Here is a 13,537-nt window from a genome sequence, read left to right as displayed (position 1 = left end):
TATAATTCCCTATGAGGATAGCGAAATTCAAAAACCTTTCTAAATTTCCGGTTTTAATTATAAATTGCTTGGACGGAGGACTTCCTTATCACCAGTGGTGCGTCTATCCTCAGGGGCTACGGGCACAAAAAAGGCAAATTTTTCTCGATGGGGATATTTTGAAGCAGAATCTGGGCTGCGATTATATTCAGGTTGTGGGGGGCTCTGCTCGTTATTAGTAGGATCTGGCGTTTTCCAAATAGCAATTGCTTTAAGAACTCGTTCTAATATCTTTCCTAAAGAAACTAACCATTGAGGTAAGTATCCTGAATTTTCTTGCTCACTTTCATCTTGGTTCGGTATAGGGGTGGGTGAGTTCTCTTCATGATATTCGTTTAAAACCAAATCCATTTGAGCTAAATCTGTTAAAAGCTTTTCAGCATTATAGGTAAAATCATCCAAACTTAGCGGAGGTAATTCGTCTTCAAGTTTCTTTTTAATGTGAGTAGCTCTTGGATTTTGTTCTAGTTTTTTGATATAAGCATCAAGTTCTTCTAATTTCTCGCGAAAATCGATTTTGAGATCAAATCGTTGTAAAAGTTGTTCATATTTTTCAAGATAACTAAAATGCTGCTTCAGCAATGCCGTCTGGATAAGTAGGGCTTTGAGGAATGATTCATAACCCTCATCATCTGGATTTATTTGTTCTAATGATCGTTGTGATAGCTCAATGCTCGCAAATAACGCAGTGATTAATCTTTTTGACTTATTCACCTGAATAAGTGCTATAGAAGAGTCTATCTGATAGTTTTCAATGAACTTTTCCCAAAGTAAATTATTTTTTTTAACCGATTTAATTAATTGATGTTGGTACGCTTTTTCATCCTCTTGGGAAATTTTTTGGTTCGCTTTGTTCCACCAGTAGGTAATCGAGGCTGCAATTAACTCACAATCGGAAGTTTGAAAAAGATTCATCATGGTCATTTTATTTGCTTCAATAATTTTATTTAATGAAGCTCGAATCTCTTGAGGATCGTCCTGTTTGAATGCTTCTGTGATTTTTTCATGAATATCCTTATTCAATAATTCCACCGCAGTCATTTGGATATCAACTAAATCCGCTTTACATTCAAAAAAAGCATTTATCTTAGATACTGAATCATGTTGAGAAACATCTTTTAAAAGATCCTGCATTTTTAAGGCGAGGCGCTCTCTTTTTTCAGTCAGTATTCGAACATTTGTGAATTGTAGTGTGTTGGTATAACTTTCATAATAACGACAAAAATCTTTGAGTTCTAAATCAAAAGTACCTGCAATACGTTCTTCTTTGATTTCAATTTGATTAGGATTTTCCATATTGGGTAAATAAATCCGACCGGTGAAGCCCCACGGATTTCTAATGCGTATCATTTTAATTGGACGTATTACATCTTCTCCATCCTTATCAACAGGACGGAGTGTTTCAACAACGCCAACAATCGTATAAGCGTGAGTCGCCCTTAAGCCGGGGACCTTTTCATCGTATCTATGGGGGGTGCCTGCTGTTAATGATTCACCTTGGGCGAGTTTGTTTTTAATGTCGTTAAAAACTTGGAGTTCTTCAGGTGAATAAATTCCACTGAATAGTTCTTGATTATCTCTTCGTATGTCTTTTTCTACATCTTCATGATAATAAGTAAATAATTTTTTTAAGATATCCACTGCTTGCTCATTTTTCTCATCCTGTGAAAAATGCTTTATGATTTCTTCAAGACGCTGTTGGCTAGTACCGTGCTCATTGTATATTTTTTCCCACGCATCTTTGTTTTCTGAATAAAAATCGATTAATTGCAAACAGATTTTTTCCGCATCCTCACCAAAAATTTCTTCAAAGACCCTTATTCTCGCTGAGAGCATTTCTGTAATAATTACATCTGTTCCTGATTGGTTTTCTAGTCCACCGAGTTCTTGCATGAGCTTTTTCTGTTGGCTTAATACCTCCAATTGTTCCAACTCACTAGCAAAAAAGTTACCTATATCCCAAGCAAAAAATTTATCATAATTAATATAATGTTCTTTCGAATTGCAACCTGTTAATACTTTTAAAGCAAGAGACTCTGAACCACCTTTCAATGCACCACTCATTGATGCGTTCGTGTTTCCAAAGAATTCGGGAACGGATGCCGCCGCTTTTTCGATTATATCGACCCATAGAGCAGTATGGTTATTTAAGCTCCCTTTTTGATCCACGATGTAGGAATTCTCTACGCGAATATAAACGGGTTCCAATGTTTTAGGGTTGAATAAACGGACGGTTGTTGTCCCATCATCATTTTGCCTCAACATACTACGAATGTAGCTGACTCCATCGGGCTCACGCAAAATGGCTGCTAGTGAGGCTAATAGAAAGCAATCAGGTACTCGGGCTTGTCTAACATCTTCTATTGATGGGGAACCCTCACTAAATAAAGGAGAGTTGGATTGCTGATATTGTTCAATGGTATAGTCTAAATACTGACTCGGATCATCAAGTTCAACTTCACCGCTATTTTGATCATCAATGGAAATATTTCTTTGATTTTCAGGCAAATCATCACGACTTGAACCAATCGGTACATAAGGAGTTAACCTAAAGCGCTGTTTTTCTTCTGGTTTGTCTAAATTTAATGGTTGTATTATTGCTAAGCTATTCGCTTCTAAGGATTGACCATCAGGTAATGAAATTGTTTTTTTTATTTTTCCTCGAACACCGGGGAAAACTAAAGGAATAGTACTATCAGTTGGAACCACAAGACTTCCATGAGTCATAAAATTAAGTGGTAGCATAGCTCTCCAGTGAAGTCGACAAATAGATCACAATGCCCTTTATTATGTCATATTTATCTTAAGAGATCATTAAGTGTTCAATTTGCTGATAATAATGCGATAATGACCAAACTTTATTTATGTCATTCCCGCGAAGCGGATCTATTCGCAAACTTGGCATTGCGCCTAATTTATGGATGGATTCCCGCCTTCACGGGAATGAAATCCAATTTTTTCAACAAAGCCGTTTACAATAGGAACGAGGGAAGTTTTATGCGGGGGCACTTTCAGTATTTGCAAATACTAAAACTCATAAGAGGTAACAAGTTCCTCTAATAGTTGATGTGTTACTTCCGCAATTGCTTGCACTACAGGAGGGGAAAGTCTTTCATCTAAGGTAATGGCATTAATTTCGATTCCATAAAATAAAAGATTATCTGGTAATTCATTCAGTACACTGGCTAATTGTAGGGTTTGTAGAATACTGATGCCATGAGTTGAGAATCGCGGTTCTGAATCAAGAAGCGCGTCTTTTTGAAACCGATGAACAGTTCCAATTTCGCTCCCTGATTTGACTGCATCAATGATAAAAATCGTGTCGAAGCCACTAATTAACTCAATCAGCCGAACACCTGGGCGATCATGGCATTCAATAAGCACGTAAGGTGCGCTATGGGTATGATTTGCAAGTTGTCGTTTTAATTCCATTGCTACGTTCCAACCGGCTTGATCGTCGCCAAAAGGTGAGCCGATACCTAGTACTTTGATGCGGTTCATTTTCGATTCACTTTAATCGTTAAAAAATGAGTGGAACATGAAATGCAGGGATCATAGTTACGAATAATCATTTCACTATAGGCACGCAAGGATTCTTCATCCTGATTAAGGCCATATTGCACCAATGAAATACGTAAATCTTGCTCAATTCGCGCCTGATTTTGGCTGGTTGGCGGCACAATACGAGCAGTTATAACTTGTCCTTGATCACCTAGTTGAAGATGCTGCCATAGAGTTCCTCTGGGCGCTTCGGTACATCCAAATCCCATCCCTGCACGTGGCGTAATTTCAGGGTGTGCTTCTTTAGGAATTTCATACTGCTCCATAATGCGTATCAATTCCAAGACACAGAAATAGATTTCAACTGCGCGGGCCATGATGCTGTGATACATATTATGAGAAGGAAAATTAATTTTTAAATCTTGAAGCAGAAGATGAATAGGGGGCGGGAGATGGCCAAAACAATTATTGACACGTGCAAGAGGTCCTACGAGATAAGGTTTATTTTGTAACAAACAATGCAACGCAGTGGAGTAGGGGACTTGATGCTCCTTGAAATAAGCATCAAATTCATCAATGCTGATATTTAACCCATGATCAGAGACCAATCGTCCCTCATTAAACGGGTATTCTGTAGGATGATAAAGTGAGACACAAGTAAAGTCATGAGAGTTATCTGGAAATGACAGTTTTGCAAGCCAGCGAATCAATGCTTCGCAATCTTCGACGCGGGCTTTCGCTTTTTCTAAAAGGGTATTGATTGCCGTATGGTTAGGCGCTTTATAAAAACCTCCAACGCAGGCACCCACCGGATGCACGGAGCGACCGCCAAATAATTTAATTAAATCATTGCCAAAAGATTGCAAACGGATGCCACGTCTTACTTCTTCGGGATAAGTTTTTGCCATTTCAGGTGCTGATTTAAATCCTAAAAAATCAGGTAACGCTAAAAAATGAATGTGCATGCTGTGACTTTCCAGCCATTCACCACAGTAAAAAAGTCGGCGCATTTCCCGTACCCATGGGGAAGGTTGTATGCCAAAACAATGTTCAATTGCCTGAGTTGCGCTCATTTGATACGCAACCGGACATATTCCGCAGATTCGGGCGACAAGATCTAGAACATCAGTGTAACTTCTGCCTTCGAGAAATTTTTCGAATAATCGTGGCGGTTCATAAATTTTTAATTGTAATTGGGTGATCGCATTGTCTTGAATGTGGAGCTCTAACGCTCCTTCACCCTCCACGCGCGCCAAAATGGGAACGTTGATGGAAATAGTATTACTCATTGCTGATTTTAATTCCCTTAAAATAAGCACCTGCTTTATTAAACGCGGGTGCTTGATTATTAATATGCAAAAACTTTTGTGCAATAGCTTCTCGAGTCAGGCCTAGCTGTTCAAACCAGTTGCCTAAGGATTGAGGATTGGGATTTTCCTTGGGCCCATAACATGCATAACATCCTCGACCTACTGTTGGACATAGGGAGCCACACCCCAATTTGGTAACCGGGCCCATACAGGGTTGTTTTTGAGTGACTAAAACACAAACATTACCTTTACGTTTACACTCCATACATTCAGAATCTTGTTTGATGCGTGGCGTTGCATTAGATAATAAAAAACGAATCGCTTCTAATACTTGATTGCTATTTACGGGACAACCCCATAACTCCCAATCGACTTTAACATGTGCGGCAATTGGAGTTGAGGTACTTAAGCTTTGGATGTATTGTGGGGAAGCATAAATACTGCTTACCCATTCTTTGGTATTGGCGAAATGACGTAATGCTTGCACACCACCTGCGGTAGCACAGGCACCGATTGTAATAATGAATTTGCTGTTTTCGCGAATTTTTTTGATGCGTTGCTCTTCATCTGGGGTGGAAATACTCCCTTCAACAAATGCGATATCGACTTGTGCATCCAACTCGACTGCCCCTGCCTCTGAGAAATGCACCATATCCACTAAATCAGATAGTGTGAGTAAGGCCTCTCCTGCATTTAAAAAGGCTAATTGACACCCATCACATGACGTGAATTTATGCACCGCTACGCGTGGTTTCATGGTTGTTAAAATCCCGGTTCATTAAATAATTCTTTAATTTCAGAATAAGCAAATACAGGTCCATCTTTGCAAATAAAAACACCTCCGTATTGGCAATGTCCACATTGTCCTATACCGCACTCCATATTTCGTTCCATGCTCAAATAAATATTATCTTCCGAAATACCTCGTTGATTAAGTACCTTGATCGCGGTATTCATCATCATCTCGGGTCCACACATCATGACGATTGTGTTTTCAGGATTTAGCTTGAGCTGATCAATCATATCCGTAACATAGCCTATTGCCCACGGCCATTTAGGTCCTGCTTGATCTGCAGCAACATGAATTACAGTATTGGGTGATTTTTGCCAAATTGCATATTGTTTTCTAAATATAAAATCTTCGCTGTGTTTCACGCCTTGTAAGATACTCAAATTTCCATATTGTTCTCTACGCGCTAAAATATATTCGATAATCGAAACCGAAGGAGCACAACCTAGACCCCCTGTGAGGACTACAACATCTTTGCCTTTTGTTTGTTCAAGTGGCCATCCGCGTCCATAAGGTCCTCGGACTCCAATTCGGTCTCCGGGCTGGAGTTTTTGTAATGCTTTAGTTACTCGGCCTATAGCGCGGATTGTGTGGGTCAGAATATCTTTTTTTTCCGGGTCAGAAACAATGGAAATCGCGACTTCACCCACCCCAAACAGATAAAGCATATTAAATTGACCTGGGGAAAAGAGAAATTGTTCATGATGTTCGGGATCAAGAAAACGCAAATGCAAGGTAAAAATTGTAGAGGACTCTTCAATTTTCTCTACAATGACAGCCTCAAGTGGCAAATAAGGATCGAGTTTTGGGTTAATCACGTTTTTTAATCCTCACGTTGGATTCACCAGAAATCGCTGCTAATTCTTCGGTAATATCAATTCCCACTGGACACCAAGTCACGCACCGCCCACAGCCTACGCAACCACTGGTGTCAAACTGATCGAACCAACTGCCGACCTTATGAGTCAACCATTGTCTATAGCGTTTAGGTGTATCCTCACGAAGTACTTTTCCACTCAAATAACTGTGACCTGCGGTAAAGCAAGAATCCCATTCGCGCTGATGCTCGCTACAGGTGCCATCTAAACTGGGTTTTTCTACTTCACTATGACAAAAACAGGTCGGACACACTGAGGTGCAATTGCCACAGGATAAACATTTTTGCGCTACTTCTTCCCATCTTGGGTGGTTTAAGTTGGCAAATAATAAATCGCGTAAACCTTGTTTATTATCCAAAGGGATTCGTTTAGTTTGCATGTCTGCGGTGTGTTTTACAATGTTACTTACTTTGGTACATTGACTCTTTTTTGCTTTAGACAACTGTAAGCTTTCAATAATTGCTTGTCCCTGTTCACTACCTGAATTGACGACAAATCCTTCATCAATTTCAGTCATCAGAATATCAAACGAATTCTTGACTTCGGGGCCTGTGCCTGCTGAAACACAAAAACAGTTGTTGGAGGAATATGAACAGTTTACTGCAACAATAAATAAATGTTCGCGTCGTTTTTTATAACGTGGATCGGGATGTGCACTCTCAATAAATACTTTGTCTTGAATGTTCATCGCGGCTATATCACAAGAACGTGCGCCAATCATCGCAAGCGGTTGTTCCTCTGCTTGCTGTGGTTGGAACGATAATTTTCCTTCACTGTTCCGTTCTACTTTCCATACCGTTTCCTGAGGTTTAAATAAAAGAGGTTTGATTGCTTGTGGGCCATTGGCAAAGGCAAATGCTTTATGTTCTGAAATTTTTTCTAATTGATAGCCCCCTGGGGTTTGCTGATCACGAATCCCCCAAGGTAATTGCTCTACGTTATTTAGCACATCATAAACAATGGCTCCATCGCGTACTTGAGGGCCAACACAGGAATATCCTGCGTTATTCAAGGCGTGCAATAGACTCTGCAATTTTAAATAAGGCATGAAATAGCTTATTTTATTTGTGGTCATAAAATTCCTTGTAACTTGATGTGTAGCCTGGTGCAGCCGAGCGGAACCCGGTTAGGTTGGTTACTCACAAACCCCTGGGTTTCGCTCTGCTGCACCCAGGCTACATTGATTAATAAGCATTAACAAATCCGTGGTAATTGTTCTCCTGCCAACCAATCGACAATTCTCATACCGCCCAATTTTGTTTTTAACTGTACAAAATTCCGTGGGTCTTCAATCACTTCCCCAATAATTTCAGTATGTTTTCCCTGAGGATGTGCTCGCATTGCGGCTAATAAGGTATTCGCATCGTCAGGAGCGCAAATGGCTACTAGTTTTCCTTCATTGGCAACATATAAGGCGTCAAGTCCTAATAACTCACACGCACTCGCAACTTCGGTACGAATTGGGATCTTACTTTCTTCAATGATAAAACCAACATTGGATTGCGAAGCAAATTCATTTAATGTGGTTGCGAGCCCGCCACGCGTAGGGTCGCGCAAACAATGAATGTCAGGCACTGCATCAATCATATGAGCCACCAAATCATTTAGTGCAGCCGTATCGGATTGTATTGTTGTTTGAAATTGCAAATTATTCCGATGCGCCATAATGGCAACACCATGATCGCCCATATGTCCGCTAACTAGGATGCGATCACCGGGTTTCGCTCTATTACCAGAGATATGGACGCCTTCAGGGACCACTCCAATCCCCGTAGTGGTAATGAACACTCCATCTCCTTTGCCACGTTCAACTACTTTGGTATCACCAGCAATAATAGCCACATCAGCCTGTTGTGCGGCAGCAGCCATCGATTGAACAATTTTTTGCAAATCAGCCAGTGGAAATCCTTCTTCTAAAATGAAACTGGCAGAGAGGTATAGTGGTTTTGCACCTGACATCACAATGTCATTCACTGTTCCATGAACTGATAAAGAACCGATATTGCCTCCAGGAAAAAACAACGGTGAAATCACATGTGCATCTGTGGTCATGACCATTCGACCTGCCGATACTGAAAAACAAGCCTGATCATTTCTTTCAGCAAGCCAGTGGTTATCAAAGGCGGCTAAAAACATTTGCTCGATTAATTGGGTCATGGCGCGTCCACCGCTGCCATGAGTTAAATTAATAATGCCTTCTTTAAAATTGAGTTTTGGTGATTTTACTTTCTTGGTTAGTACTGCTTCAGTCATCATGCATTCACCCGCCCATAAGCATACACCGCAGCACATGCACCTTCAGAAGACACCATACAGGAACCTAATGGATTCTCCGGGACACATGCTTTGGCAAATAATTTACATTCTGTTGGTTTTTTTACACCACGCAATACTTCACCACAAAGGCATTGTTTGTGTTCTTGAGAAGTAAAATCAGGAATATCAAAACGTTTTTCTGCATCGAACTCAGCATACTCTGATCTTATTTTTAAAGCACTTTGAGGAATAAATCCCAGGCCACGCCATTCAAATTGATCGCGTAATTCGAATACTTCAGCCATAATTTGTTGCGATCGTAAATTTCCTAAACGGTTAACTGCTCGAGTATATTGAATTTCCACCTCACATCGTTGTTCATTTGTTTGCTGAACTAACATTAAAATAGAATGCAATACATCCAACGGTTCAAAGCCGGAAATCACAATAGGCTTGTTGTATTTTTTGCATACCGCTTCATAGGGTTGGCTACCAATTACAATACTGACATGAGCTGGGCCAACAAATCCATCGAGTTTAACCTCGTTGGATTGCAGTAAGTGATCCATGGGCACTGGTGTTAAGACGTGGTTACAAAAAACACTAAAATTACTAAGCTTTAATTGATGCGCTTGGCGAATAATCAGTGCCGTTGGTGGCGTGGTGGTTTCAAAGCCAATAGCAAAAAATACAATTTCTTTTTGTGGGTTTTCTTGAGCAATTCTCAAGGCATCACTTGCTGAATAAATCATTCGTACATCAGCACCTGTAGCTTTGGCGTGCAACAGATTTTTTTGTCCTGTGCCTGGAACTCGCAACATATCTGCATAGCTGCAGAGAATCACATTCGGTAATGCGGCCAAAGCCATTGCTTTATCTGTCGTAGCCATAGGCAATATACAAACAGGACAACCGGGGCCATGGATCATTTCTACATTATTTGGTAATAGGCTTGGAATTCCGTACCGATGAATGGCATGCGTATGACCACCACAAAACTCCATGAACTGGTAATGTCGGTCTGTGTCAACTTGCGTCGCAATTTCACGGGCGAGCGCTTTTGCAAAATTGCCATCTCGGAAGTCTTCAATGTATTTCATGCCGATTCTTCCTGTGCCATTTGAGAAAATAAATCTAGGGTTTTCTGTGCTTCGAGTTCATCGAGTCGTGTTAACGCATAGCCAACATGAATAATCACATAATCCCCCAATGCGATTTCATCTAATAATTCAGTTGAGATTTCTTTAGTGATACCACCCACACTCACTATTGCTTTGGCATCATCAAGAATTTGTATAATTTGGGCGGGTAACGCCAAACACATAAATTATCCTTTGTTCTTATTAAATTTGGATATGGCCTTTAGCGCTGCGCTCTTGTTCCATTAAGGTGTGTTTGGCAATGATGAGTTGTCAGTACACCTCAATTAAAAATTTCCGGCAATCCAGGCTTGTCCGAGAGAAATTCCTCCATCATTAGGAGGAAGAGCACGCGGAAAAAAAGAGGCGATGCCGAATTCATTTAAGGTTGTAGTTAATCTTTCGGTCAATATTTGATTTAAAAAACAACCTCCGCTTAATACTATCATATCAATTTTCCTTTCACGACAGGCTCTCTTAATCCATTCTGCAAGACCCGCAATCAGTGTTCCATGAAAAAGATTGGCACCGATTACAGGATTAGGGCAATTCGCCAACAATTCGAGGGTGGGCATCATATCTAAGCAATTCTTTTTTATTTGCCAGCCATTGGGGATAATTTGTACTTGAGTTACGAGACTTTCTAAGCGCATCGCTGCCTGTCCTTCGTACTGCGAGATTAATTGAACTCCTAATAATGCGCTTGCCGCATCAAACAAGCGGCCACAACTGCTTGTGGCTGGGCAGTTTATTTTTTTATCCAGCATCTGATGAATCAAGTGTGCTTGTGGAAACTCAGAGAATCGCTGTGTAATTTCATCGCGGCGTCCTAGAGAATGTAACACACTAGCTGCCATTCTCCAGGGTTCGCGCGCTGCTTTTTCTCCACCGGGCTGTAGGAGAGGCATAAAAGAGCCAATCCGAGTACACCTTGTATTTTCTAATAGAAAGAGTTCGCCACCCCATGCCTCTCCGTCAATACCGTAGCCATATCCATCAAGAGCCAAGCCTAAGACTGATTTTGTGATGCCATGTTCTGCGAGCACAGAGGCTAAATGCGCATGATGATGTTGTATTGCATAGGTTGGAATACCATAGTGCTCTGCAAAGTGTGTTGTATAAAAGTCAGGGTGTAAATCATGAGCGACTCGTTCTGGAGTTACATCAAGAAAACGTAACAAATGATTGAATGATTCATGGAAAAATTCAATGGTGGCTTTGTTATTTAAACTGCCAATATGTTGAGAAACAAAGGCTTCTTTACCTCGAGTAATGCAAAACGTATTTTTTAGATGCCCACCTACGGCCAAGGTTGGTGGAATTGCATAGGGAAGTTGAATTGGGGTTGGTACATATCCGCGAGAGCGGCGAATGAATACAGGAGTATGATGTATTAGGCGTAGTACAGAATCATCTGCGCGAGTTATAATTTGACGCGTATAGGAGACAATTTTATCAGCGATATGATTGAGTTCTTGTGTGGCAGCATGGTCGTCCATAATAAGGGGTTTACCGCCTAAGTTTGCACTAGTAACTACTAATATGATGTCTTGAAATTCGCTTAACCAGGCACAGCCGTTTTCATTTCCAATAAGCGCATTAAAAAGTAAATAATGTAATGGAGTGTATGGGAGCATGACTCCTAAACTGTTTAAACCCGGAGCAATTTGGGGATTGAACTCGTTTAATTCATCATTTTTTTTGAGTAAAACAATAGGGCGGGGCATACTTTCTAATAAATCTTGTTCCTGTGGATTGATTGTGACCAGACGTTTTGCGCTTAAACTGTTCGCAACCATAATCGCAAAGGGCTTCGCGTCGCGGTTTTTTCTTGCGCGTAATTTGGCTACCGCCGCTTCATTACGTGCATCACAAATGAGTTGGTAACCACCTAAACTTTTTAAAGCAATGATCTCGCCTTGCAAAATACTTTGGGCTACCTCTTCCACCGAACAGGAAAGTTGAGGGCCACAATGGATACAGGCAGTAGGTTGAGCATGATAGCGTCGGTTTTCAGGATTGTTATAATCTGTTTGGCAATCAACGCATAAAGGAAACACATCCATGGAGGTTTGATTGCGATCATAAGGAATATTGCGAGTGATGGTAAATCGAGGACCACAATGCGTACAATTCAAAAAGGGATAACGAAAATAGCGGCTTTGGGGATCAAAGAGCTCCTTTAAGCATTCAGAGCAAATCGAGACATCAGGAGTAATGATGGTATTGACTCTGCCTTTTTGGCTTTCAATAATTTTGAACAGTATTTCGTTGTCCTGTAAGGGGATAGTTTCCTGTTGAATATCATTTACTATAGCAAGTGGGGGTAAATTATCTTTTAAATGAGCGATAAAATTACCGGCCAATATCCCTTGTACTTCAATCAGCACCCCGTACGCATTATTTTGGATCCATCCAGTGAGAGCAAGGTGTTTTGCAATCCGGTAAACACAAGGTCTAAAGCCAACACCCTGAACCTGTCCTTGAATGATTATCCTTAATCGTTCGATTTGTTTAGACACGGTGATTCATTTGTTTTTGTCTTAGCCATTCATACCAATCATTCAAACCATCACCATTGTTTGTTGAAAGGGTTAGTGTTTCAATGCCGGGCTTAATTTGACGCGCGTATTTAATGCACTGTTCAAGATTAAAATTGACGTAAGGGAGTAGATCCATTTTGGTGATAATCATGAGATCTGCACAACGAAACATATCAGGATATTTCAGCGGTTTATTATCTCCTTCGGTTACGGAGAGAATAACGACTTTGAATTGTTCACCTAAATCAAATAATGCTGGACACACAAGATTGCCTATATTTTCGATGAATAAGAGCGAATTCTCGTTCAGAGGAAGATCCTCTAATGCATGACCCACCATATGCGCATCTAAATGACATACTTTTCCAGTATTTATTTGTAGGGCATTGCCACCACTGGCTTGAATGAGTTCCGCATCATACTGAGTTTGTTGATCACCAACTAAAACGGCAATATCCAACTCCTTTTTTAAATCCAATATGGTTTTTGCCAAAAGGGTTGTTTTGCCTGAGCCCGGACTTGACATGATATTCAATGCTAGAATATTTTTGTTAGCTAAAAAACCTTTATTATGGAGGGCAAATTGTTGGTTTTTAGCTAAAATATTTTGCTCTACATGAATCAGATGTTCGTCATGAACATGATGTTCGTGTTGATGCCCATGCTGATGCTCATGACCATGACCATGATGCTCCATTTCGTTATGTTCTTCAGAACAACCACAAATTCCACACATTATTCGACCACCATCGATTTAATTCGTAATTCTTCACCGTGAATAACTTTTAATGCATGACTTCCACAAACCTGGCATGCATCGTAATACTGTTGCAAAGGACTTCGTTTTTGACACGATTCGCAGAGTGCTTCCCCAGGAATATCAATGATGGAAAGTTCTGCATTCTCAGCTACGGTTCCTTTGGCAATTACGGTAAAACCAAAAATTAGGGCATTCTTCTCAACTGCAGCAAGTTGACCAATTTCTAAAACTATTTTTTTGATACGAGCACACTGTGTTGCATTCGCTTGCTGCTTAATTATTTCGAGAATGCTTTTACACAGCCACAATTCATGCATTATA

General features: G+C 40.4%; 12 protein-coding genes. All 12 read right to left on the bottom strand.

The features are described from left to right. Nucleotides 1-57 precede the first annotated feature (57 nt). Nucleotides 58-2,784, bottom strand: a complete 2,727-nt coding sequence (locus ACWTEW_RS11880) for a C2 family cysteine protease (RefSeq protein ID WP_454781844.1) — start codon at nt 2,782-2,784, stop codon at nt 58-60. Between the two features lie 282 nt (nt 2,785-3,066). Then, nucleotides 3,067-3,540: a hydrogenase maturation protease gene (locus ACWTEW_RS11875; RefSeq protein WP_454781843.1), complete on the bottom strand. Its 474-nt coding sequence runs from the start codon at nt 3,538-3,540 to the stop codon at nt 3,067-3,069. Further along, nucleotides 3,537-4,829 carry a Ni/Fe hydrogenase subunit alpha gene (locus tag ACWTEW_RS11870; protein ID WP_454781842.1) on the bottom strand — a complete coding sequence of 431 codons (1,293 nt, stop codon included), beginning with the start codon at nt 4,827-4,829 and terminating at the stop codon, nt 3,537-3,539. The genes ACWTEW_RS11875 and ACWTEW_RS11870 overlap by 4 nt, the downstream gene beginning before the upstream one ends. Then, nucleotides 4,822-5,607, bottom strand: a complete 786-nt coding sequence (locus ACWTEW_RS11865) for an NADH-quinone oxidoreductase subunit B family protein (RefSeq protein WP_454781841.1) — start codon at nt 5,605-5,607, stop codon at nt 4,822-4,824. The genes ACWTEW_RS11870 and ACWTEW_RS11865 overlap by 8 nt, the downstream gene beginning before the upstream one ends. 5 nt (nt 5,608-5,612) lie before the next feature. Next, complete coding sequence (locus tag ACWTEW_RS11860) at nt 5,613-6,458, bottom strand: FAD/NAD(P)-binding protein (protein ID WP_454781840.1); 846 nt, start codon at nt 6,456-6,458, stop codon at nt 5,613-5,615. Next, nucleotides 6,451-7,593 (bottom strand): 4Fe-4S dicluster domain-containing protein, encoded by a 1,143-nt coding sequence (locus ACWTEW_RS11855; RefSeq protein WP_454781839.1) that lies wholly within the window; start codon nt 7,591-7,593, stop codon nt 6,451-6,453. The genes ACWTEW_RS11860 and ACWTEW_RS11855 overlap by 8 nt, the downstream gene beginning before the upstream one ends. A 119-nt stretch (nt 7,594-7,712) precedes the next feature. Further along, nucleotides 7,713-8,771 carry a hydrogenase expression/formation protein HypE gene (hypE, locus tag ACWTEW_RS11850; RefSeq protein WP_454782062.1) on the bottom strand — a complete coding sequence of 353 codons (1,059 nt, stop codon included), beginning with the start codon at nt 8,769-8,771 and terminating at the stop codon, nt 7,713-7,715. Next, entirely contained in the window at nt 8,771-9,874 is a 1,104-nt protein-coding gene (hypD, locus tag ACWTEW_RS11845) for a hydrogenase formation protein HypD (protein WP_454781838.1), read from the bottom strand. The genes hypE and hypD overlap by 1 nt, the downstream gene beginning before the upstream one ends. Beyond that, nucleotides 9,871-10,098, bottom strand: coding sequence for a HypC/HybG/HupF family hydrogenase formation chaperone (locus ACWTEW_RS11840; protein WP_454781837.1), 228 nt, complete (start codon nt 10,096-10,098; stop codon nt 9,871-9,873). The genes hypD and ACWTEW_RS11840 overlap by 4 nt, the downstream gene beginning before the upstream one ends. A gap of 102 nt (nt 10,099-10,200) precedes the next feature. After that, nucleotides 10,201-12,435, bottom strand: coding sequence for a carbamoyltransferase HypF (gene hypF / locus ACWTEW_RS11835; protein ID WP_454781836.1), 2,235 nt, complete (start codon nt 12,433-12,435; stop codon nt 10,201-10,203). Then, on the bottom strand, nt 12,428-13,192 hold the full coding sequence (gene hypB, locus ACWTEW_RS11830) for a hydrogenase nickel incorporation protein HypB (RefSeq protein WP_454781835.1): 765 nt from the start codon (nt 13,190-13,192) through the stop codon (nt 12,428-12,430). The genes hypF and hypB overlap by 8 nt, the downstream gene beginning before the upstream one ends. Continuing rightward, complete coding sequence (hypA, locus tag ACWTEW_RS11825) at nt 13,192-13,533, bottom strand: hydrogenase maturation nickel metallochaperone HypA (RefSeq protein ID WP_454781834.1); 342 nt, start codon at nt 13,531-13,533, stop codon at nt 13,192-13,194. The genes hypB and hypA overlap by 1 nt, the downstream gene beginning before the upstream one ends. Nucleotides 13,534-13,537: the final 4 nt, after the last annotated feature.

Source organism: Legionella stuttgartensis, from assembly GCF_977063405.2.
Note: the sequence above shows the minus strand (reverse complement) of the source record. Positions and strands in the feature narration are given on the sequence as shown.